This is a genomic window from Delftia sp. WSY_16 (assembly GCF_043104415.1).
In the GTDB taxonomy this organism is placed as follows: Bacteria; Pseudomonadota; Gammaproteobacteria; order Burkholderiales; family Burkholderiaceae_C; genus Comamonas; species Comamonas tsuruhatensis.
Map to the genome: position 1 here is coordinate 73,219 of NZ_JBICKS010000028.1, position 20,910 is coordinate 94,128.

Genomic DNA, 20,910 nt, shown 5'->3' on the forward strand with positions numbered 1-20,910 from the left:
ATGCTCCTCAGTCGATGTCCGACAGCTGCGACAGCACGCTGGAGCGCTTGGCCATGTCGCGGCGGTCCAGCTCGGCGGCCACGGCGCGGGCAATGGCCTGCGCATCCTGGCCGGGCGCAGCGTTGACGGTGATATGGATGGTGGCGCCGGCCACCGGGGCCGGTGCCGGCGCGGGTGCAGCAGCGCTGGCCAGCGGCGGGCGGCTGTCGATGCGCACGGCGCCCGTGTCGGCCAGGGCCGGCATGGCGCCCGTGGCCAGCGTGGCCGCCGTGGCTGCAGCAGCGACACCCTGGCGCAGTGCGCCGGCGCGGCCCTGGTCGGGTGCCGACGCATCGCCGGACTTGAACCATGAGCCCACCGACGAGGCCAGGCCGCTGATGCCCTTGCCGGCCAGGTCAGAGACCACGCCGAACAGGCCGCCCGTGGCGCCATCGAGGCCGGCCTTGCCGGCGTCCAGCAGCGTGCCGCCGACGCCCTTCCAGTCGCCGGCCTTGAAGGCGGTGGAAAGGCCATCCCAGTTCTGCATGATCGAGCCGCCCGCGCCCATCAGGCCGCCTGCGAGCCGGCCCATGGGTGTCATGCGCACCAGGCCCATCAGCGATGCGGCTGCACCACCCAGACTACCGCCCAGGCCACCGCCGACGGCGCCTGCGGCACCCAGGCCGGCACCCAGCAGGCCCATGACGGCGCCCGCACGGCCCTTGCCTGCACCGCCGCCGAAGATGCGGCCTGCAGCGCGGCCCGCGCCGGCCAGGGCGGTGCCTATGCTGCCCATGGCAGCGCCGCGGCCCATCATGGCCAGCGACAGGACCACGGCTCCCAGCCCGCGCCTGAGCACGCCCGCAGCGTTGCTGGCCATGCGCAAGCCTCCCGACAGCAGACCCATGGCTCCGCCACCGCCGCTCATCATGGACAGGGACAGGACCACGGCGCCCACGCCGCGCCTGAGCACGCCCGCAGCGTTGCTGGCCATGCGCAAGCCGCCGGCCAACAGGCCCATGGCACTGCCGCCACCGCCCATCATGCCCAGCGACAGGACCACGGCCGCCAGGCCGCGCCTGAGCACGCCCAACGCACCGCTGCCTGCGCCCATGGCCGCGCCCAGCAGGCCGAACACGGTGCGCGTGAGCAGCAGCGGCGCCAGCAGGCCGAACAGCACGCTGCTCACCACGCCGACGCCTGCGATCAGCAGGCCCAGCACGGCCACGATGCGCAGCGTCCACTGCACGATCTGGGGATGCTCCTTGACCCAGGCACGCATGCCTTCGGTCATCTCGCGCAGCGTGCCCAGCACGGCCTTGAGGTCGGACTCGATGGTCGAGCCCATGTCGCTCAACAGGCCGTTGTAGCTGTCCTTGACGGACTCGTATTGGGCCGAGACCGAGTCCTTCAGGATGGCCACGCGCCCATCCAGATCCGCCTGTGACTTGAGCTGGGAGGCGATCTGCTGGTAGCCGCCAGGGCCCTGCTGGAGCAGCGCCTCCAGGGCCTTGCGCGTCTGCGCATCGCCGCCCGCCAGCTTGTCCAGCGCAGCGGCGCGCAGCTTGTCGCTGCCCAGGCTCTGCAGCTTTTGCAGCTGGGCCATCATCTGCTCGGTGCCGCCGAACTGGCCGCTGGCGTCCTTGAAGTCCAGCGACACGCCCTGGCTCGCGAGCATCTTGTTGACCTGGCCCAGCCTGGCCGGGTCCATGGAGTTCTTGACCAGGTTGCCGACGGCCTTGCCGGCGGCCTCGCCGCTGATGCTGGCGTCGTTGAGCATGAGCAGCAGCGGCGCAAACATCTGTCCCGACCTTGCGCCCTGCTGCCCCAGCTGCGGCAGGGCCTTGCCGATGGCGTCCAGGCCCTTGACCATGCCTGTGGGGTCCAGTCCCAGGTGGGAGGTGCGCTGCACCGTGTCGGCCAGTGCGGCCATGTCGCCCGCGCTTGCGCGGGTGGCCTGCTGCAGCTGCGCCGCGAACTCGCCGGCCTCCTTGGCGGGCATGTTCAGCACCGCGCCCAGGTTGGCCGCCTGCCGGGCCAGGCCGCCCAGCACATCCTGCGAGGAAACGCCCTGGCGCTGCAGCTGGTTCATCATCGCGATGTAGTCGGCCGTGCTGCCGGGCATGTCGGTGCCCAGGCTCTTGGCCAAGTCCAGCACCTGCTGGTAATCGGCGCCCGGCTTGCCATTGCTGCCCGCCATGGTGGCGCGCAGCTGTGCGGCGGCCTGGTCGTCGGTCATGAAGGCCTGGCTCACGGCGCGCACGGGCGCCAGCATCTTGCCGCCCGTCTCGCGCAGCGCCTGGCCGCGATCGGCCAGGGTCTTGCTCTGCTCGCGCAGGGCGTCGATCCTCTCCAGCCGCTGGGCGGCCGGTGCCACCACCTTGCGCTGCTTTTCCATCTGGGCCGTGGTGGCGCGGATGTCGTTGTGCAGCTTGCGCTCGTGCGCGGACAGGTTGCCCGTGTCCACGCCCGCGCCGCGCAGGCCTTCGCGCATGTCCATCAGGCGCGATCGCTGCGTGGCGCGCAGCAGCGCCAGGCGCTCCTCCTCGACCTGGGCCGAACGCAGCGCGCGCAGCATGGCGCGCGAGGGCTGCTCGCCCGCGCCCGATTCCAGCCGCAGCTGGGCCATCTGCTGGCGCGCGCCGCGCAGCCGTGCTGTGGTGTCGGCCAGGCCGCTGCGCAGCGCGCGGTAGTCGCCCAGCTGGGCTTGCTGCTGCTGCAGCTTCTTCAACTGGTCGACCGTTTCCTTGAGTTCCCGGGCCGTGTTGCTGCTGGTTCTGCCCAGCAGCGCCAGGGGCTGGTGCACGCGCTCGGCCTGCTTGAGCACCTCGTCCAGGCGCAGGGTGTCAACGGCCATGGAGGGCTCCCTGGCCGGTGCGGTGTTGGCGTTGGGTGGAGGTCATGGGCAAGGGGCGTGCAAGACAGGGGCGAGAGGCGGGCAATGGAGTGGAGGTGGTGCTCAGTCCTGGCTCAGTCCTGGCTTTCGTAGCGCTCGCGCGCCCGTTCATGCCATTGGCCGAGTTCGGCCAGCGACATGTCCTCCATGTCCGCCGGCCGCCAGTGGAAGACCATGGCCAGGTCGGCCATGGCGTCCTCTACGCGCTCGGGAATTGCTCCCTCTGCGCCTTCGGCACCAAAAAAGAGGCCACCTCCGTACCGAGGGTCACCAGGTCGGCGGGGTCCAGCTGCAGCACCTCGGCCTTGTGCAGCATGGGCTCGGTCACGCGCGGCAGCAGGGTCTGCAGCGCGGTCACGTTCATGTGCAGCAGCTCGACCAGCGACAGGCCGCGCAGCGCGCCGGCATTGGGGCGGCGCACCAGCACCCGGGCCAGGTCGCCGCCGGGGCGCTTGAGCGGCACGTCGAGCGTGATCTCGCGCGCATCGCCCGATGCGAGGGCGGCCGCGTTGGCGGCAGCCTGGTTCTGGAGGTCTTCCTGGGGCTTGGTGGTGTCCATGATGTGTCAGCGTTCGGGTGAAGAAAAGAGGAGGACCGGGCCGGCCGGCCCGGTCAGTTGAGCCAGGCTCAGATGCCCAGCGCGGCGCGGACCTGGGCCAGGCGGTCGATGCCGTTGACGACTTCGACGAAGTTGACCGGGTCGATCTCGATCAGCACCTGGCCGTTGATGGACAGGCGGTAGTAGCTGACGGCCAGCTTGTACTTGATCTCGGTCTTGTCGCCGGCCTTGGCCTTGCCGGGGTCGAACTCCGAGAAGCGGCCACGCATGACCACTTCCAGCGAGTCCACGCCTTCGCTGTCATCGCCCTGCAGGGCGCCGGCGAAGCGCAGCAGCACGCCGTCGTGGCGCAGCGTGCCCCAGGTGGAGATCAACTCCTTCATGTAGCCGGCAGCGGTCAGGTCGGCCTCGATGGCCTCCATGCCGAAGTCCAGGCTGACCTCGCCGTTCATGCCGCCGGCGCGGTACTTCTCCATCTTGCGGGTGAGCTTGGGCAAGCCCACTTCGGGCATGTCGCCGATGTACGAGTTGCCATCCACGAAGGTGGCGAAATTCTTGAGAGAGCGGGGCAGTCCCATGGTGCTTTTCTCCTGTGTATCCGGTGTGTTCGGTGTATTGGGTGTGTCGGGTGCGGCCGCCGTTTACTGGCCGGTGCCCACGCGCAGGGCGAAGTCGGCGAAGTAGCGGTCGGTGATGCGCTGGCGAAAGCCCAGGTCCTCCAGCGGAGGCACGGGCGTGTAGTCGTAGTCCAGCACCAGCTTGCCGGCCTTGAGCGTGGCGGTCTCGTTGACCGTTTCGTCGTACCAGGCCTTGCCGTCCAGGATGTAGCCCAGGGCCTTCAACTCGCGGAACTTGGTGTTGATGCCTTCCAGGATGTCCTTGACCAGGCTGGGGTGCATGGGCTTGTCCACGGCCCAGAAATGCGCCTCGGCCATGGTGTCGGCCAGCACCTGCGCGGTGCGCACGCTGGACTCGAAGCGGAACAGCTCGCTGTCCGTGCAGGTGCGCGAGCCCCAGAAGCGGTGGCCCTGGCTCTGGATCAGCGTGGTGATGCCGGCCTGGTTGAGGATGCCGGCCTCGGTATCGGGGCTTTGCAGGTCCCAGTGCACATCGCGCGAGATGCCCAGCACGCCGGACAGCGGCACGTTGGACAGCGTCTTGTGCCAGCCCTGCTCCTGGTCGATGCGTGCGCGCAGGCCCAGGGCGTAGGCCACGGGCGAGGCGTCCTGCACGGCGGCGGTGGACAGATCCAGCGCCTTGAAGCCGGGCCACAGCAGCATCAGCTCGCGCTGGCCGAAGTGCTCGCGGTAGGCCTGGGCCTCGGCCACATCGTTGCCGATGGCCGCTGCATACGCAAAGCCGCGCAGCTTGATGGCCACGGACGCCAGCGCGTCGGTCACGGCCTGGCTGTCCAGGCCCGGTGCGCCCAGAATGCGCGGCTTGACGCCGAGCTGGGCCTGGGCCGCCAGCAACGCCTGCAGGCCCGTGTACTGGTTGCCGGCGGTGGTGCCGATGACCTTGGCGTCCTGGTCGGTGCGGCGCTCGGCCTCGGTGGCGCCTTCGCCATCGGCCACGCGCACGACGACCAGCACCGGGCGGCACTGCTCCTTGATGGCGTTCAGCGCCTGGGCCAGCGTGCCCTTGGTGCCGGCCTTGCCGATGGCCGCATCGACCTTGGTGACCAGCACCGGGCGGTTCAGCGGGAAAGTGGCCGCATCGGCGTCGCTGGCCGTGGCCACGAGGCCGATCACGGCCGTGGACACGATGCGGATGGAATTGATGCCTTCGCTCACTTCCGTGACGCGAATGCCATGATGGAACGGGGCTGTCGCCATGGTGTTCTCCGGGTTGGGGGGTGGTTGGGCCGTGGGGCTGTCGTCAAAAAGGGGTGGTCACGGCTGTTCGTGGGCTTGTACGGGGCCGTCCAGGATTTCCTGGGCACGCCCCGCGGCGATGAGTCCGAAGGCCTCGAACCGGCGCAGGCTGTCGGCCAGTTCGGGGTCGTCAAGATCGAGTTGCCGCGCCTGCTCGATGTCTTTGAGCAGCGAGCGCAGCGTGGCCGCGTTGAGCCGATCGGCCTCGCCCGCCTCGGCACGGTCCACCACGGCCCACTCCAACGCCGTGCGCTCGACCACGGTGAAGCGGCGGCGAAGGGCGTGGGGGGTGATGTGGCGGGGGGCGGATTCGTTGGACGCTGCCTGTTCGTCAGGCAAGGCCTGCGCCACGTCTTCCCAGTGCGTGCCGGTCCAGCGGCGGCCGAGCACCGAGGTGTCGTAGCGGGGCAGGGGGAGCAGGTCGGGAGCGTTGAGCTCGGCGTGCGTTTCGGTGATGGCGAAGGCCACGCCGGCGGGGGTGAGCTGGGCGTAGTGGTGGGGCATTACTTGAACTCCACCACTTGGATATCTATCACTCCTGCGCTGTAGATTTTGTAGTCGGAGCCCATTAAGTAGTTCCAGCAGCGGAGCACTGTTGGACTCAGGATCTCGCAATCGAAGACCATTGCACTGACATTTGGATTCACCTGCCTTATTAGTACTGTGGTTTTCTGAGGGTTGATGGCCGCGATAGCAACGTCTGAGTAGTAAGGCGCACTGCCGCTAGGCTGAACGCGAAGTCTTTGCAAGCTCTTTAGAACACTGCTGTTGCTGACCTGACTGTTCAAGCCTGCAATCTCGCTGCGTGCACTTGCCACGGCACTGCTCAACGCAGCAATCTCCGCTCGCGTCTTCACCAGATCGGCACTGATGACGGCATCCAGGCTCATGCAGGCACCTTCGCGCAAGCTGCGGTGTTGGCGGGATCGACAGTGATGGTTTGTGTCATGCTGAAGTTCATGCAGCGAAGGCGGCCTGGTTGTCCTTGCAGGGCTTGGCGCCTGCCGCCTGCACGGCCGCTGGCGCTGTGCCCGGGTTGCATTGATGTTCTCGCGGCATGGGCATGGGCGCCAGCGACCTTGGCTGTGCCGGAGGGCTGCACAGAGGCTTGGTTTGGCGCTGGTTCGGGGTGCCGACCAGGAAAGGAAAAGCCCCGGCTACTCAACGGGCGCCGGGGCTTTTGCAGGTGGATATGTCAGGGGCGTTCGCCGGGCTGGACGGGTGCCCCGAGGATCTCGCTTGCGCGGCCTGGTGCGATCAGTTGCAGGTCCTCGATAAGCCGCATGCCGGCGGCCACATCCGCATCGTCCAGGTCGATGAAGCCGGCCTGCTCCTGATCCTTCAGGCAGGCGCGCAGCATGGCGGCATCCTTGCGCTGCTTCTCGCTGGTGTCGGAACGGTCCACGGCTGCCCATTCGATGGCCGAGCGTTCGGCGAGGGTGAAGCGGCGGCGCAGTGCCAGGGGGGTGATGTGGCGTGTGGCAGAAGTGGACACCGCCGTGGGCGGAGGGGTGAACAGGCCCGTGTTGGCGTCATGCAGCCAGCCTGGAGAGGCGTCGCCACACGGGATCCAATCCGGTAGAACAGTCTCGGAAAGCACGATGTTGTCTACTACCGATTCGATGACTTTTGCATAGCGTTCCATGGTCAATACTCCTCGATGCGAATGTAGCCACCAGCACCAGGGGTCGCCGCGCGGGTAGGGTAGCTTCCGCCTCCTCCTGCGCCGTATCCCGTGGGATACGTAGCATCGACGGTGTTGTTGCCGCAGACGCCCCCAACTCCCATGCTGGAAGAGCCCCCAGCCTGTGCTCCCACATTGCCGGGTGTTATGCCATGGCCTCGCCGCGTCGATTGCGTGGTCGGATAGGCTGGAAAGTCGAAATCACCGGTCTGGCCTGGAGGCCCCCCGTCCACTGAGAGCTGCCCGAGTCTTGTATTGCCTCCGCGCCCCGAACTGCCTGCGCCAACTTCGTAGGTCGCACTTCCTGTGAGAGTGATTCGCCGATAGAGTTCGTCGCCCGCACCTCCACCCGTTCCGATGCGCATTCTTGTGTTGGAGTACGAGTAGCCAACAGCTCCGGCGCCCCCGGCACCTATCAACCAGACATATTGGTAGCTGCTCTCGGGCAGAAACGTATGCGTGCCGGCGCCCCAGGTGTAGATGGTTACCCTGAGCGGCTTTCGCGCAGCGGCCGTCCCCAAACCGGCCAACGTACTCTCGATCTGCGCTAGCTTCGTCGTCAGCGCAGTCGTCTGCGCCTGCACCGTGTTGACCTGACCCTGCAGCGCCTTGACGCCTGCATTCGTGATGGGATCGAAACTCATCCCTGTACCTCCGTGGCATTGACCGCCGACACGCGCCCTGCGGCCGATTCGTCGGGTTCGGTTATGGGCGTGTTTGTGGGCGCAGGCGCTTGATCTTCGGTGGAGATCTGCCAGCCTGTGCCTGCTCTGACGGAGCCGATCGCGCAGTCGCCTGCCACTGGCTCGATGCTGTCCCACAGTGATGGCTGGCGCGTCTGCAACTCGGCGATGAATTCCTCGTCCGCAACGATGATGTTGTGCACGCGGTCGGCCTTGATCAGTGCGAAATGCAGGTCCTGCTTATTCATTCGTACCACCAGACGCGTACAAAGCCGCTTCCGCCATTGCCGCCATCGGCATGCTGACCGATCCCGGACGAACCGCCGCCTCCTCCGCCTCCGCCGGAGTTGGGTGCTGCGTGGCCTCCCCGTGTCGCGCTGCCGGCGACGCCCGTGCCTCCGGCGCCGCCACCGCTGTAGCCGGGATCTCCGGGCACGACGTTTCCGTAGTCCCCGGTCGAGCTATTGCCCATAGCCAGTCCGCCGATCACACCATCGGCGCCCGGCTGGGTAGCATTGCCTGTTCCCGAACTGCCGAATCCTCCTGCGCCGCCGGGGCCACCATATCCACTGACGCCGAAAGAGCGGCCGGCAGCCGAGCCGCGCGGGGACGGGTCGCCGACACCTGTGGGACTTTTGAACTGACGCCCGCCCATGGCCAGCAGGTTTCCGAACGAGGTGTCTCCACCATTGGCGGCCTGGCTCATATAGGCTGCAGTCTGTCCGCTTCCGCCTGCGCCGATGACTACGCTGGTAGGGCCGCCGACGCCGCCAATCTCGAAGCGCACCGCTCCACCGGCGCCTCCGCTGTTGCCGTTGTATCCCCCACGGGCTCCACCTTGCCCGCCGCCAACGGCCAGTATGAATACCTGGCCGCCGTTGGCCAGCAGCTTGGCTGAAGGGTAGAAGTAGCCGCTGCTCCGGAACTCCGTGAACTTGAGCTTGCCGGACATGGCGGCCAGTACTTCGGCCTTGTGTCCCGCGGCTTCATTGCGGCCGGAGTCCACCTTCTGAGCGGCCTGCTGCACGCTGTCGGCCAGCCGGCGCAACTCGGCGTAGTTGACTGCGTCGAAACTCATCCCTGCACCTCCGTAGCATTGACCCCAGACACCCGCCCCGTGGCGGCGTCGTAGGCATAGGTTTCCGTGCGCACGCGCCCGCGGTAGCTGGTCTGCTGCTGGGAGACGCGGCCGGCGCCGTCGTAGCTGACGGCGGTGGTGGCGCTGAAGCCGTTGACGCTGCGCGTGATGCTGCTGATGCGGCCCTGGGCGTCGTAGCCGAAGCTTTCGCTGGTGGCGCCGTTGGCCGGGCCCAGCGCGAGGTGCTCGGGGTTGAGCTTGACGTTGACGCCGGCCACGCCGTTGACGCTGGCCACCTTGCCGGTGCTCAGCGACTGGACGGCGGTCTCCAGTTGCTCTATGCGGTGAGCCACCACGTCCATTGCGTCTTGCACGCCCTGGGAGCTGGCCTTGGTGTCGATGAGCTGGCGCGCGTTGGTCAGCGCCTGGTCCACGTCCTGCACGGCCTGGCGCAGGCGCAGCACGTCGTCTTCCAGGCGGTTGTCGGGGTGGGGCAGGGGCCAGCCCTGCGCTGTCTTGTCGTCGTGCAATGTCATATCACGATGGCTCGCAGGTTGGTGACCTGGGGACGGGCGCCGTGGCTGCCCGTGAGGACCAGGCGGACACGCAGGCGCTCGGTGCTGATGCCGGTGAGGCGGTAGCTCAGCTCCAGCACGCCTGCGGTCTGGGGGCTGGTGCTCAGGTAGGGCACGTTGGTCCAGGCGCTGCTGCCTTCGGCCTGCATCTGCACGGCCAGGGCGCTGCCGGCGGGCAGCACGGCCTCGGCCACCACGTTGAGCGTGACGTTGCTGCCGGCGGTGATGGCGGGGCTGATGTAGTCGCCCGTGGCCTGCAGGCTGCCGGCTACCAGCTGCATGCCGGGCAGCAGGTGGGCTGCGTGGTTGGTGTTGCCCGAAAGTTTGGCGCGCACGGCCACGTTGCCGCTGTAGCGGCTGGCCAGCTGCACGGCCTGGCCTGGTGCGGCCTCCAGCGTGCTGCCGTCTTCCAGCTGCATGGCGAAGACCAGTTGTGCGTCGGCTGCGGGCAGCATGGCGCCGGCCTGCACCATGAGGTCGGTGGCGTCCTGCACGGCGATGCTGCCCAGCTCGATGGTGCGCGTGGTGGCCGTGTGTTCGGCCGCCAGCAGTTCGAAGGTCATGTCGCGTGTCTGGTGGGGCGTCCAGGTGCTGGCATTGCTGCTGGACAGCAGCACGCCCACGCTGTAGGGCTGGCTGGTGACCCACTGCGCGCGCGCCGCGTCCCAGCCGCCCAGCTCGGCCACGGCCAGGGCGGTGGTGGCGTCGTTGGTCAGCACGACGATGGCGTATTCCACGCCCGACTCCAGCAGCACCGGCGCCCATTGCGCCTGCGTGGGTTTGGCTGCGGCGATGTCGGCGTTGATCTGGGCCGGCTTGAGCACGCATTCGGCCAGGATGCTGCGCGAAGGCACGCCGCTGGTGACTTCACGCAGTTGCACCTGCACATCCTTGTCGCCCGCCGCGGCGAACCACAGGCGCGTGCCGCAGATCTCGCGCGTGGTGCCCAGGGTGAAGGTCTGCGCCAGCGGGTCGTAGAGCTGGACCGTGATCTTGGCCACGCTGCGCTCGAGCAACTGGCCCTGGCCTGTGAAGACGGCTTCGGCATGGCTGCCGGCGCGTCCAGTGAAGTGCACGCTCTTGGTGCCCGAGGGCACGCCCGCCGGGATCTTGAACGTGCCTTTGAGTCCCTGCGCCGTGGCCACGAGCGTGCCGCCCGTCAGGGGCTGGGGCGTGACGGGAATGCCGTCGAAGATCAGCTCGGTGAGGGTTTCGCCCACCGGAAAATCCAGCCAGAACTGCACATCGATCTGGCGCAGCTTCTCCAGTGCCTTGGTGGATTCGGACAGTAGCTTTTCGGTTTCCGAAGGACGCGCCTGGCTGGGCGTCAGGCGCAGGATGATGGGGTTGGCCCATTGGGTCTGCACATCGGTCCAGTAGTCCACGGCCGGCGTCAGGGTGGCTGCGCTGGGCAGCACATCGAAGGCGCCATAGGGATTGACCAGCATGGAGCCGGTTCGGCCCAACTGGTCGAGCACGACCACAGGCTGGTAGGGCGTGGTCTGGGGAGCGGTGATGTCGGTGCCGATCTGGTGCAGCGCGGCGTTCATGGGCAACTGCAGCTGTCCGCCCAGGATATGGGCGCTCTGGCTGCGCCCCGCATCGCGCAGGCCGTTGTCCAGCATCGGATCCGCAAACAACCCCTTCTTGACCCCGCTGTGCCGCCCCGACACGTCCACCGACAGCCGCAGCTCGGCCAGGTCGGCGTAGATGGTCTGGATGTGGTCCTGGTAGGCCTTGAGGGTCTGCATGGGCACGACGCGCACGGCGTCCTGGTCCACGCGGCGGTTGCTGTCCCAGCTTTGGTAGACCGAGGCCAGGGCCAGGGTGCCGCTGGGTGCGGCCGGGACCTTGGGCGACCAGGCGGCGGGCACGCCGGGCACCCATTGCAGTTGGCCTTCGCTGTTGAGCACGAGGCGGTCGTAGCGGCGCAGCGCGTAGTGGTAGCTGACCAGCACCAGGGTGTCCTTGAGCGCGCCTTCCACGGTGAAGCCCGTGGAGTCCACGGCCGTGGGCGTGGCGTTGAGCATGTACTGGTAGGTGACCTGGTAGGTGCTGCCGGGCACGGGCTCGGCGCCCGAGGGGCTCCAGTCGATCTGGCCGCCGACCAGCTTCCAGTCCGTTCCCTGCACGTAGGTGGTGCCGGCCTGGACCACGCTGTCCACGGCCAGCACGGCGTTGTCGGGCAGCGGGTCGGCCGCGCCCGTGAAGCCGCCATGCGTGAGCGTGACGGTCTTGCGGGCCTGCACGCGCACCTGGGGCGTGCCGACAGCGGGCTGGCGGTCGAAGCGGATGCGCTGGGCGGCCGTGCCGGCCGAGGTGTGGGGTTCGCTGTCCACGAAGAACAGGTCGGGCTTGGCCTCGTAGACCAGGCGGCGGCTGGCACCCAGTTCCAGCGGATGGCCGTTGACGCGGGCGGCGCCCTCGCGCACGGTGTAGACCTGCTGGCCGGTGGCCAGGTCCTCGCCCATGATCACGTCCAGGCCGCGCACGACGTAGGTGCCGCCCGCGCTGTCGCGGTCATAGCGGGCCAGGGCCTGGGTGACGGCGTCGATGTTGGGCGGCGGCTCCTTGGGCATGACGGAGCCGTCGATGATGGTCCACACGGGATAGAAGGTGCCGGCCGTGCCGTCGCCCTGCGCACCCCAGACCAGGGTCACGCGCTCGCGCAGCGCCCCGGGCTCTCCATAGCCGCGCGTGCCGGCGGCGGGGTTGAGCAGTTCGGGGTCCTGCAGCTCGGTGACGGTATCGGTCTGCAGGTAGGCGCCCACGTAGACCGTGCCCACGGTGGCCACGGTGAGCGTTCCCGGCGTGATGCCGCGCACAGCGCCGGCCACGTAGAGCGCGCCGGCCTCGATGGTGGTGGCACCCGTGTCGGCGGAGGTGATGCACTGGCAGCCGCGGACGATGTCGCCCTCCTTGAACAGCACATCGGTGATGCCGCGCAGGCGGTGCTGCTGCATGCTCTGCAGCTCGTTGAGTTCGGCCGATTGCAGCACGCGGTCGGCCGCGAACTGCAGCCTGTCGTAGCGCTTGCCGGCGTCGAAGCGGTCGTAGATCTTGGTCTGGCTCATGGGGTGCCGTTCAGAAGGGGAGGATGATTTCTTCGACCTGGCGCACGCTGCCGCTGCGCAGGATCCGGGGGCGGCGCTCCAGCGTGTACAGCTCGCCCTTGCCGGTCAGCTGGCTGGCCAGCACCCAGCGCTGGCCGGGCGGCACGTCCGTGGCGACCTGGGTGCCGAAGAACACGCCCATCTCGCGCACGTCCTCGCCCTTGGCGTCGTCGAAGCCGAAGGCCGCGCGCAGGTAGACGAAGGTGGTGGGGGTGTCGCTGACGCTGTAGCGCGCGCCGCTGGGCAGCTCGATCTCGCCGTTGTCGTCGGGCCGCGCAAAGCGCACCTCGGTGACCAGGCGGCGGCCGATTTCGTCGACCAGGGCGTTGGCGGTGATGGGTTCGGGCTCGGGCGCGGCGTCCCAGGCGGGCAGGCCGCGGCCCCAGGCGATGTGGATGGTCTGGGCGGCGACGGCCTTGGCGAGGGCGATGCGGCCCGCTTGCTGCAGAACTGCCATGTTCAGGGTTCCTCGGGTTCTTCGGTGGTGGTGGTGCGGGTTTCGAAGGATCGGCGCCAGGGCGTGCTGTCCCAGCGTCCGGTCCAGGTACGGGTGTTGTCGTGCGGGCGCTCGGTGCTGGCCCAGGGGTGCAGGCTGGCCAGGGCCAGCGGAGCGGGCGCCGTCCAGGCGCTGTGGGTGGCCATGGCCTGGGCGGGAATGGGCCGCAGCGGCGCGTAGTAGGCGGGCTCGCCCGTGGTGGTGGCGTTGACTTCGGTGATGCCCAGGCTGGCGTCGATCAGGATCTCACTGTCCAGCGTCCAGGCATCGAGCAGCATGCGGTCGGCATAGGTGGCGATGGTGGTGACGCGGAACAGCTGGGCCGTGAGCACGCCGTCCGAGGGCGGTGCCTCGGTGCCGGTGCGGCGGGGCAGGCCCTGGCTGAGCTTGACGGGTTCGCCATACGGCGACACATCGATCCAGGTGCCGCTGTCGTTGTCCAGCATGCCGGCGTCCAGGCCCGGGCCGTGGTCCAGCCGCAGCGGGCGCAGGTCGTGGCCGTGGAAGACGCGGTAAAAGCGCACATGCGCCGGCAGGCTGGCGCGCACCACATGGGCCACGCTGGCCAGCTCTGCGTCGCCGATGATGCGGCCCAGGTCCAGGTGCAGCCAGGCACCATCCTCGTCGAGCTGCGCGCCGTCATAGCCCAGCCAGCCCAGCGCGCGCTGCATGGAAGCGGCCGTGCCGCGCTCGCGCAGCCAGGGCAGGCCGTTGGCGATGAGGGCGGGCACATCGTCGAAGTAGCGGTCGAACTGGGCAATGCCCCATTCGGCCGCCAGCCAGGGCAGAAAGGCCGCGGGTTCGCCCTGGGCCGGCGCGGGAAAGGCGCCGGCCAGGCCATCCCAATTCGGGACGACCTGGTCCACGGCCTTCTCCAGCGCCGTGGCGTTGGGCGGCAGCACGTGGCGGCGGGGCGCCGTCGGGACGATGGCGGCGGTGCTCATGCCTGCAGGCCCTCGTCCACCAGCTGCACTCGGCCCAGCACCGGGTATTCGTCGGCGGCCAGCGGCGTGAGCTCGGCCGGGGCCTGGGCGTCGGGGTAGGTGACGCGGGCAATGCCGTCCACATGCAGGCGCGTGGTGATCCACGAGCGCGGCACATCGCGGCCCAGCAGCGCGTAGGCGGCGATCTGGGCGGCCAGGCCGGCCTGCAGGCGCGCCACGATGTCCACGGGCGCACCGGGCTCGCGCAGCAGGTGCGCCGTGATGTCGATGGGGTGCGGGCGCGCCAGCGATACCGACACGGGCACGCCCAGCGGCCGTGCGCCTGGCGCATTGAGGGCCGACAGCACGATGGCCAGGGTCTCTTCGGCCTGTGCGGGCTCGACCAGCCACAGCTGCACGCTCACGCGGCCGGGCTGGGGCTGCGTGGCGATGGCGCTGTGCACATTGGTGCTGGCCGTCATGGCCAGGTGCTCGTAGTGCTCTGCCGTGCCGCTGCCGGCCAGCGCGCGCACGCGCAGCAGGATGCGCTGGCGGTAGCGTTCGTCGCTTTCGCCGGGCAGTCGGGCCACATCGTAGAAGGCGCCCTTGTGGTCCAGGTCCGAGCCCTGGGCGAACGCAATCAGGTGCGCACGCGCCGCATCATTGACGCGCGCCCGGTACAGCAGCTCGCGGTAGGCGTGCGCCTCCAGCAGCTTGTTGAGCGGCTCGCTCTCCAGCGCCAGGACCTCGGCGGCCTCGGGGTGGCGCGCCAGCAGATCGGCGCGGTGGGCGTCGAGGATGCGCTCGAAATCCAGCGTCTCGACGACGCCGGGCGGCGGCAGGGCGTCCAGTGCAGGGGTCATGTCTTGCTTCATGAAAGGGTGCGGGCGATGGGCATCTGCAGGCTCAGCGGGGCCGGGCGGCGCGTGTTGTTGAAGGTGCCGATCAGCGTCAGGTCGGCGCGCCCGGGTGTGGCCGGATCGCGCTCGATCACGATGCGCGTCAGCCGGATGCGCGGCTCCCAGCGCATCAGCGCGCTGGCCACGGCGGCGCGCAGGCGCGCCTGGGTGGCGTTGTTGTCGGGCTGGTCCAGCAGCGCCGGGACCAGCGATCCATAGTCGCGGCGCATCACGCGGGAGCCGATGGGCGTGGACAGGATGTCGGCCACGCTCTGGCGCAGATGCTCCATGCCCTCGATGCGGCGGCCTGTATGGCGGTTCATAGCGGCCCCTGCGTGATGGCGTCGCCCGCCCTGACGCCGCCGTGGCGGTGGCGCAGCAGGCTGATGGGGCCGGTGGTCACATCGGGCGCGCCGGCCAGGCCTTGCGCATTGACGGTGGCCGAACCGCCACCGGCCTGCAGGCTGATGCCTTGCTCGTCGATGCTGATCACCGAGTTGCCCACGCGCAGCGTGATGCCATGGGCCACGTTGATGTTGAGACGGCCCGTGGTGCTGTCGTGCTCCATGAAATCGGTGGGGCTCCACTGCGTGTGGCATACCCCTTCGCGGTCGCTGGGCTGGGCTGCGGCGCTGCTGTAGATGCCGGTCAGCGCCACGGCGCCCAGCAGGTCGCCGCCGGGCGACAGCAGCACGCACTGCTCGCCCACGGCCGGTGGCCACCAGACGCTGGCGTTCTCGCCTGCGGCGCGCAGGGCCAGCCAGGGAATCCAGTTGGTGGTCAGGTTGCCGGTCTTGACGCGGCAGCGCGCAGGGCGCGCATGGCGGACTGCGGCGATGGTGCCCGTGCGGATCAGCCCTTCCAGGCGGCGGATGATCTCGTACGGGCTCTCGGTTTGTGCGACGGGCGAATCCATGGCGTTCATGGTGCCGGCCGGGCCCTTGCGTGTCGCCGTGTGCCGGGCGTGGCGCACGCTGCCACATGCAGCCCGGCATGCAGCCCGGCATGGAGCAGGGCCACGCCTCAGCGCGGGTCGTAGTTCCACTCGGCCACCTTCTCGCCGAACAGGAACAGCTCCCACAACTGGCGCTGCGCAATGTCGAGCTGGCCCGGCGGCTCGGGCTTGTAGATCAGGTCGAAGGCGCTGGAGCTGCCCTCGCGCGGGCGCGCCAGCACGGCCTCCACCAGGTCGATCTCGATGGCGAGCTGCAGCGGCTGCGAGGCGGCTGCAGGGTCCGTGGAAGGAGGTGCAATGTCGAAGCGGATCGCCTGCTCGCGCTTTTCGGCATGGTCGAACAGGTCGGGCTGGTGGCGCCGCGCCCAGACCAGCAGCGGCACGGTCACGGCATCGATGCTGCCGGTGAAGTCCGCAATCACCAGGCTCAGCGTGTAGCGGTATTCCCAGGAAAGGGACGGCGTGCCCGTGTTGACCACACGGCCCCTCTGGATGGTGAAACGGATGTTCCCCGGCGACTGTTGCAGCTGGGGCAGGGCAGCGACGAGCGCGTCGCGCAGGCTAGCGGGCTTGAGCATGGCAAGAGCTCTCCATCAAGGTTGGGGTAGGCGGCATCGGAGCGATTTGCCGCGATGCCCGTGGGCGAGCCGGGCGCTCGACTACGGCGGCGCGGCTGCTGGCCGGGGAGGCCATTCGCTTTGCCGCCGTGGCTGGTACCGTCAGTGGGGGGCGAGGCCTGAAGCGGCTGGCCAGCCCGCGGTCACATCGATCCCGGATAGCCTGGTCAGATCCGTCCCCGCCGTATCGATGGCGGTTTTGATGCGTTGGCGGTTCCCTGTCAGCAGGCCGTGTGCCTTGCGGTAGGCCTGGTCCTTGGTGCGAATGCGTTGTGCCAGTTCCAGGCGTTCCACTCCGCGTGCGGTGGCTGCAGCAGTGATCCAGGGCGCGGAAGCATCTGGCGTTGCCTGGAGCTCCATGGCCTCCAGGATCTGCACATGCCAGCTCTCACGCTCAAACGCGTCGTACGGTGCAGCAATGAGCTGCACGCGCTGTGCGTACTCGGTGGCCAGGGCTTGCCGCAAAGCAGCAGCCATGGCCTGGGCTGTAGGCTTTTCCACCGGCAGTGGAAGGCCGCCCGCCGCAAGCCAGGCCTGCACTTCCTGGTAGTCCCGGTTTGCCGGATCCACAGGAATGGCGGCCTGGTCTGATATCCGCCGATATGCCCCATTGGGTAGCAGTTGATAGAGGCTCACAGCTCGGCCGCGAAAAGGATGCGTGGCGTGGCAGTGTTGACGTTGCCGTTGCCGCGCATGAAGCCCATGGTGTTGGCGGGAAATCCTGAGCCAGACACATCACCCTCGATGTAGCTGGGCCCACGGCTGTATGCCGTAAAGGTGATGTTTGCCGGCGTGAACAGCGTCGCAACCCCGGAGAACGAGAACGCGAGAGAGCCCGTGGCGGTCACGGTCGGATTGGCCCGCATGAGCGTTGGCGCTGGTGCAAGCCAGGACGCTGCCGTGGCGCTGTTGGCTCGCAGGAAGAACAGTCCGGCCCATGGGTTGATGCCGCGCGATCCGCTGTAGACGAAGAAGAAGCGTGCGCAGCGGTGCAAATTCAGGGGCAGCGGTTCTGGCTCGTACAGGCCGGCCAGCGAGCCTTGGTTGAGCATGGGCTCGGCCACCACTCCGCCCGTGAATTCAAGCTGCAGGTTGTCGCCGGCATGGGTGAAGGTGATGGGCGAAGCGCTGTAGAGCCCCTCGCCGATACGCGCTTGTGCCGAGCCTGTCCAGGACAGCGTGTAGACCTTGCCGGATACCAGGTCCTCTGTCGGGAGAATCTGCAGCAGGCTGCCTGCAGTGATCTCCACGGATTTGGGCGCTGCGTCCGAGGCGAAAGCCAGTGTGCAGCCGCTGGCACCGGCCTTCCAGCGATCCAGTGTGTATGCACCGGCTGCGAAGCTGCCAGGGGCCACGACGCGCTGATTCAGTTGGAAGCTTGCGTTGTAGAGCAGGTTTTGGCGTGGCAGCGTCGTGCCGTTGCCGTTGCCGTTGCCGTTGCCGTTGCCGTTGCCGTTGCTGCCACATTGGCATCCGCATTTGGCCGCGCCGTATGCGGCAGCGTAGTTGTGGTCTGTATTGCCCATTGCTGCGGCCAGCGCGACCAGATCGGTTGCGGCTGCCGCACCGATGTTGTTCCGGGCGGTCAGTTTTTGCGCATTGGTCAGTGCCTGTGCTTCGTCGAAACGCACGCGGTTCGCAAGGCTGACCAGCAGCGTCGCAGCCAGGTTGGGGTCGGTACCCAGTGCATCGGATAGCTCCTTGAGGGTGTTCAAGGCGGCTCCGGCACCATCGACCAGTTCGCTCTTCAAGGCCTGCATGGCTGTCTCGATGCTGTCGAAGATCTTGTCTGCAGACCAGGTGACTGTGGTGTCGCCGTTACCGACGCTGTCGTCAATGACGACGCCGCCCGTTGTAACCATGCCATGCAGTTCGGCAATGGCTGCCACAAGATTGTTCTTTGCCGCTGTGGGCAGCAGGCACAGATTGCCCTGCGCGCAGCGCAAAGCCTTTACGTCGGCGCCGATGGCTTGCGCAAGTGCAACGATTCGGGTTTCGATGGTCATGAGAGTTTTCCTTCAGGGGGTAGATGGTTTGGTTGAAAGGCCCGGCAAATGCCTGTCGCCTGCAGGGCCCGATGGATTCCGGGGAATATGGGGAATGCGCGCTTCACTCGTCAGCGCGAGCCCGGCGTCGTAGGCGCGCTCGCAGGCGCTGCCTCGGTGGCGGGCGTCGTCAGCAATGCGCGCCAGCGCTCCCGCTCGCTCGTCAGCGCGGCGCTGCAGCTCGGCGAGCAGATCGAGGGCGCCGGTGTCTGGCGCGCACTGTCCGGCAGCGGCGCGAGTCTGGGCGGCGGCACGGTGGGCGGTGATGTAGTCGGCGAGGTCGCCGCGCAGCCGGCCAGCAGCAGCGCGGGCAGCATCGGCATCCGCCGCAGCGCGCGCCAGGGCCAGGTCCGTGTCGCGTGCAAGAAAGTCGAGGCGTTCACGGTAGGCTCCTTCCCGTTGTCGATAGCGTTCGGATGCGTGCAGGGCGGCGGTGGCAGCGGCCTGGCGGTCGGTCGCCAGATCCGTGCGTGCCTGCGCCGCATCGCGCTCGGCACCCAGCCGCGCCAGCGACTGCCAGACCAGCAGTGCCGCCAGCAGCAGGGCCAGCAGCTGCCAGGCATGGGTTTGCAGGCGGTCCATCAAGGCTGGGCCTCCATGCAGGCCGCGTGGCGCGCCTGCTGGCGTGTCCACACGCCGCGGCATACCTTGTTGCCGGGAGCCGAGCAGTCGAAGCGCCAGCGCGTGGGCCGGCCTGCGCCATCCCATCGATAGGTGCTGAAGCCCTGCAAAGGCTGGCTGCTGGTCATGAATCGCCAGGACAGGTAGGACTGGCAGGCGCCGGCGTAGTCGCCAGCCCGCGTCCTGGCCAGCATCGAGGAGCCGCGCCAGGCCCCGCAGCCGTATTGGCCTGCGAAGTCCACCGCCTGGGCGAACTCGGCCGGGTGCACCCGCGTGTCGCCCAGCGAATCACGCACGCAGGCGCCGTACTGCTGCTCCAGCAGGTTGATGGCCAGCTCGCGCGCCCGTTCGCGGGTGATGGGCGGGTCGGCCAGGGTCACGCGCGTGCCGTCCTCGTAGCGCGTGGCGCCATGGCCGATGGTGGGTACATCGCCCTGCACGGGAATGATGGGCGCCGCACTGAAGCCTTCTGCGGCAATCCAGGCAGCAACGATGGCCGCGCCAATGCCCAGACCTGCCGCTGGCATGCGCGCTGTGCTCATGGGGCCGCTCCGGTGTCTGTGGCGGTCGAAGACGCCTTCCTGCGCGCAGCGTCCTCGGCCTGGCGCGCGCGCCGGTCCTCGCGTTCATTGCGCCAGCGCCACAGCAGATACGCGGCCTGCAGCAGCACGTAGACGATGGTCAGCGCGGTGGCGGTATGGGTCATGGTCCAGCCATTGGCCACGTTCGCGGCCACGACGGTGACGGGAGGCGCGGCCTTGGCGCCTTCCAGGGCGGCGGTCTTGACGATGGTTTCTCGGTCCATGTCAATCCCAGAAACTGATCAAGGGCAGGCTGGGCGCCTGGGTGGGTTCGGTCAGCTCGACAGCCAGGCCGGCGGGCAGGTGGGGCCCGTGGGCCGACAGGCCCGGGTTGCGCTCCAGTGTGGCTTCCACCACGCCGCGCGTGGCGCCCAGCTGGCGCATGCACAGCTCGTCCAGCGTTTCGTATTCACGGGCGATGGCCTGCATCAGTCGCACTCCCTGTATGCAGGGTCGGCGGGAGCGGCGGCACGGGCCGGTGGCGGTATCGCCTGATCCGGCGCGGGAAAGGGAATGGCAAGACTCACTGAAGCTCCTCGTGGGCCGGCCCGCATGGACCTGTTCCTGGTGCACCCGCCATGCATGTGGCTGCGGATGCCGGGAACGCCTCAGTCCACCGGATCACGGAGGCACCGGGCAGGCGGTATGCCGGGTCCGGCGCGCGGGCCGGGGATGAATGCCATGTTTGCCCAGGGGCGCCAGCCGGGCAATCGCCGAAGCCTGTGCGCAAACCTGGCACACCATCGGCGTATCCGGTGCAGGAACGACAAGGCCCCGCAGGGCGGGGCCTTGTCGAGGCGAAGGTGGGCTGGGCTAGCTGCGCTTGCTGCCAATTGCCTGGCTGCGATGCAGATGGTCGGACAGGTCGCCCGCCGCCGCGCTGAGCTTGCGTGACACCGGCAGCAGCAATGCGGTAATGGCCGAGGCGTGCACGGCCGTGCCCCGGGCTGCAGCCAGCAGCTCGCAGATGGCGGCCACTTGCTCGCTGGCGCTTTCCACATCGTCCCTGACCGTCTCAATCTGGTGCTGCATCACGTCTTCTTTCTACTGTATGCGCATACAGTATAGGTCGAATGGGCAGATGTTTCAATTTGAAGTGACCCTGTTTCATCTGCTGATTGAGGACGGCAAGCGGGGTTTTGATCAGGTCGTGTACATGTCGACCTGGGGTGTGCAGAGTGCACCTCGAGGCTTTTGAACGGCCCGCGCGAATCCCGCGCTGTGAAGGCAAGTGATTGTTTTTGAATGGTTGACGACCCGCCCCCCGCGCACCACGCACCAACGCCGCTCAACTGCGGCGAACACTGCTCAAGCCCGCTTCCTGTAGGGACG

26 protein-coding genes are annotated in these 20,910 nt (G+C 68.3%); all 26 read right to left on the reverse strand.

Going from position 1 to position 20,910, the window contains the following annotated elements:
- Nucleotides 1-7: 7 nt before the first annotated feature.
- A complete protein-coding gene (locus ACF8O7_RS15275; protein ID WP_392443724.1) occupies nucleotides 8-2,836 on the reverse strand; it encodes a phage tail tape measure protein in 2,829 nt (942 codons plus the stop codon).
- Nucleotides 2,837-2,949: 113 nt separating this feature from the next.
- Complete coding sequence (locus ACF8O7_RS15280) at nucleotides 2,950-3,066, reverse strand: GpE family phage tail protein (RefSeq protein ID WP_012204506.1); 117 nt, start codon at nucleotides 3,064-3,066, stop codon at nucleotides 2,950-2,952.
- Between the two features lie 8 nt (nucleotides 3,067-3,074).
- Nucleotides 3,075-3,434 carry a phage tail assembly protein gene (locus tag ACF8O7_RS15285; protein ID WP_012204507.1) on the reverse strand — a complete coding sequence of 120 codons (360 nt, stop codon included), beginning with the start codon at nucleotides 3,432-3,434 and terminating at the stop codon, nucleotides 3,075-3,077.
- A 68-nt stretch (nucleotides 3,435-3,502) separates the two neighbouring features.
- Nucleotides 3,503-4,012: a phage major tail tube protein gene (locus ACF8O7_RS15290; protein ID WP_012204508.1), complete on the reverse strand. Its 510-nt coding sequence runs from the start codon at nucleotides 4,010-4,012 to the stop codon at nucleotides 3,503-3,505.
- A gap of 63 nt (nucleotides 4,013-4,075) precedes the next feature.
- Nucleotides 4,076-5,269: a phage tail sheath subtilisin-like domain-containing protein gene (locus tag ACF8O7_RS15295; RefSeq protein WP_016450710.1), complete on the reverse strand. Its 1,194-nt coding sequence runs from the start codon at nucleotides 5,267-5,269 to the stop codon at nucleotides 4,076-4,078.
- Between the two features lie 57 nt (nucleotides 5,270-5,326).
- The gene (locus tag ACF8O7_RS15300; RefSeq protein WP_047327082.1) at nucleotides 5,327-5,812 is read right to left on the reverse strand and encodes a hypothetical protein; all 486 of its coding nucleotides are present in this window, start codon (nucleotides 5,810-5,812) and stop codon (nucleotides 5,327-5,329) included.
- Complete coding sequence (locus tag ACF8O7_RS15305) at nucleotides 5,812-6,198, reverse strand: hypothetical protein (protein ID WP_160855525.1); 387 nt, start codon at nucleotides 6,196-6,198, stop codon at nucleotides 5,812-5,814. The genes ACF8O7_RS15300 and ACF8O7_RS15305 overlap by 1 nt, the downstream gene beginning before the upstream one ends.
- Before the next feature lie 305 nt (nucleotides 6,199-6,503).
- Nucleotides 6,504-6,953 carry a hypothetical protein gene (locus ACF8O7_RS15310; protein ID WP_392443726.1) on the reverse strand — a complete coding sequence of 150 codons (450 nt, stop codon included), beginning with the start codon at nucleotides 6,951-6,953 and terminating at the stop codon, nucleotides 6,504-6,506.
- Between the two features lie 2 nt (nucleotides 6,954-6,955).
- Nucleotides 6,956-7,636 carry a hypothetical protein gene (locus tag ACF8O7_RS15315; protein ID WP_160855527.1) on the reverse strand — a complete coding sequence of 227 codons (681 nt, stop codon included), beginning with the start codon at nucleotides 7,634-7,636 and terminating at the stop codon, nucleotides 6,956-6,958.
- On the reverse strand, nucleotides 7,633-7,923 hold the full coding sequence (locus ACF8O7_RS15320; protein WP_250439279.1) for a hypothetical protein: 291 nt from the start codon (nucleotides 7,921-7,923) through the stop codon (nucleotides 7,633-7,635). The genes ACF8O7_RS15315 and ACF8O7_RS15320 overlap by 4 nt, the downstream gene beginning before the upstream one ends.
- Nucleotides 7,920-8,753 (reverse strand): hypothetical protein, encoded by an 834-nt coding sequence (locus tag ACF8O7_RS15325; protein WP_392443728.1) that lies wholly within the window; start codon nucleotides 8,751-8,753, stop codon nucleotides 7,920-7,922. Before ACF8O7_RS15325 ends, ACF8O7_RS15320 begins: the two co-directional genes overlap by 4 nt.
- Nucleotides 8,750-9,289 carry a hypothetical protein gene (locus tag ACF8O7_RS15330; protein ID WP_230356098.1) on the reverse strand — a complete coding sequence of 180 codons (540 nt, stop codon included), beginning with the start codon at nucleotides 9,287-9,289 and terminating at the stop codon, nucleotides 8,750-8,752. The genes ACF8O7_RS15325 and ACF8O7_RS15330 overlap by 4 nt, the downstream gene beginning before the upstream one ends.
- Nucleotides 9,286-12,402, reverse strand: a complete 3,117-nt coding sequence (locus ACF8O7_RS15335) for a DUF4815 domain-containing protein (protein WP_392443730.1) — start codon at nucleotides 12,400-12,402, stop codon at nucleotides 9,286-9,288. Before ACF8O7_RS15335 ends, ACF8O7_RS15330 begins: the two co-directional genes overlap by 4 nt.
- Before the next feature lie 10 nt (nucleotides 12,403-12,412).
- Entirely contained in the window at nucleotides 12,413-12,898 is a 486-nt protein-coding gene (locus ACF8O7_RS15340) for a hypothetical protein (RefSeq protein WP_012204516.1), read from the reverse strand.
- A 2-nt stretch (nucleotides 12,899-12,900) separates the two neighbouring features.
- Nucleotides 12,901-13,881, reverse strand: a complete 981-nt coding sequence (locus ACF8O7_RS15345; RefSeq protein WP_012204517.1) for a phage tail protein — start codon at nucleotides 13,879-13,881, stop codon at nucleotides 12,901-12,903.
- Nucleotides 13,878-14,723 (reverse strand): baseplate J/gp47 family protein, encoded by an 846-nt coding sequence (locus tag ACF8O7_RS15350; protein ID WP_275825952.1) that lies wholly within the window; start codon nucleotides 14,721-14,723, stop codon nucleotides 13,878-13,880. Before ACF8O7_RS15350 ends, ACF8O7_RS15345 begins: the two co-directional genes overlap by 4 nt.
- A gap of 8 nt (nucleotides 14,724-14,731) precedes the next feature.
- Complete coding sequence (locus ACF8O7_RS15355; RefSeq protein WP_180317590.1) at nucleotides 14,732-15,082, reverse strand: GPW/gp25 family protein; 351 nt, start codon at nucleotides 15,080-15,082, stop codon at nucleotides 14,732-14,734.
- Nucleotides 15,079-15,675 (reverse strand): phage baseplate assembly protein V, encoded by a 597-nt coding sequence (locus ACF8O7_RS15360; protein WP_202396721.1) that lies wholly within the window; start codon nucleotides 15,673-15,675, stop codon nucleotides 15,079-15,081. Before ACF8O7_RS15360 ends, ACF8O7_RS15355 begins: the two co-directional genes overlap by 4 nt.
- Nucleotides 15,676-15,782: 107 nt before the next feature.
- The gene (locus tag ACF8O7_RS15365; RefSeq protein WP_275825955.1) at nucleotides 15,783-16,292 is read right to left on the reverse strand and encodes a phage tail protein; all 510 of its coding nucleotides are present in this window, start codon (nucleotides 16,290-16,292) and stop codon (nucleotides 15,783-15,785) included.
- A gap of 141 nt (nucleotides 16,293-16,433) precedes the next feature.
- Complete coding sequence (locus ACF8O7_RS15370) at nucleotides 16,434-16,967, reverse strand: hypothetical protein (protein WP_047218347.1); 534 nt, start codon at nucleotides 16,965-16,967, stop codon at nucleotides 16,434-16,436.
- The gene (locus ACF8O7_RS15375) at nucleotides 16,964-18,337 is read right to left on the reverse strand and encodes a hypothetical protein (protein ID WP_392443734.1); all 1,374 of its coding nucleotides are present in this window, start codon (nucleotides 18,335-18,337) and stop codon (nucleotides 16,964-16,966) included. The genes ACF8O7_RS15370 and ACF8O7_RS15375 overlap by 4 nt, the downstream gene beginning before the upstream one ends.
- A 12-nt stretch (nucleotides 18,338-18,349) precedes the next feature.
- Entirely contained in the window at nucleotides 18,350-18,958 is a 609-nt protein-coding gene (locus ACF8O7_RS15380) for a DUF2514 family protein (protein WP_275825960.1), read from the reverse strand.
- A complete protein-coding gene (locus ACF8O7_RS15385; protein WP_275825963.1) occupies nucleotides 18,958-19,539 on the reverse strand; it encodes a glycoside hydrolase family protein in 582 nt (193 codons plus the stop codon). The genes ACF8O7_RS15380 and ACF8O7_RS15385 overlap by 1 nt, the downstream gene beginning before the upstream one ends.
- Nucleotides 19,536-19,802 (reverse strand): hypothetical protein, encoded by a 267-nt coding sequence (locus ACF8O7_RS15390; protein WP_074923280.1) that lies wholly within the window; start codon nucleotides 19,800-19,802, stop codon nucleotides 19,536-19,538. The genes ACF8O7_RS15385 and ACF8O7_RS15390 overlap by 4 nt, the downstream gene beginning before the upstream one ends.
- Nucleotide 19,803: 1 nt before the next feature.
- Nucleotides 19,804-20,007 (reverse strand): tail protein X, encoded by a 204-nt coding sequence (locus tag ACF8O7_RS15395; RefSeq protein ID WP_209672686.1) that lies wholly within the window; start codon nucleotides 20,005-20,007, stop codon nucleotides 19,804-19,806.
- Nucleotides 20,008-20,391: 384 nt separating this feature from the next.
- On the reverse strand, nucleotides 20,392-20,610 hold the full coding sequence (locus ACF8O7_RS15400) for a hypothetical protein (RefSeq protein ID WP_016445086.1): 219 nt from the start codon (nucleotides 20,608-20,610) through the stop codon (nucleotides 20,392-20,394).
- Nucleotides 20,611-20,910 lie beyond the last annotated feature (300 nt).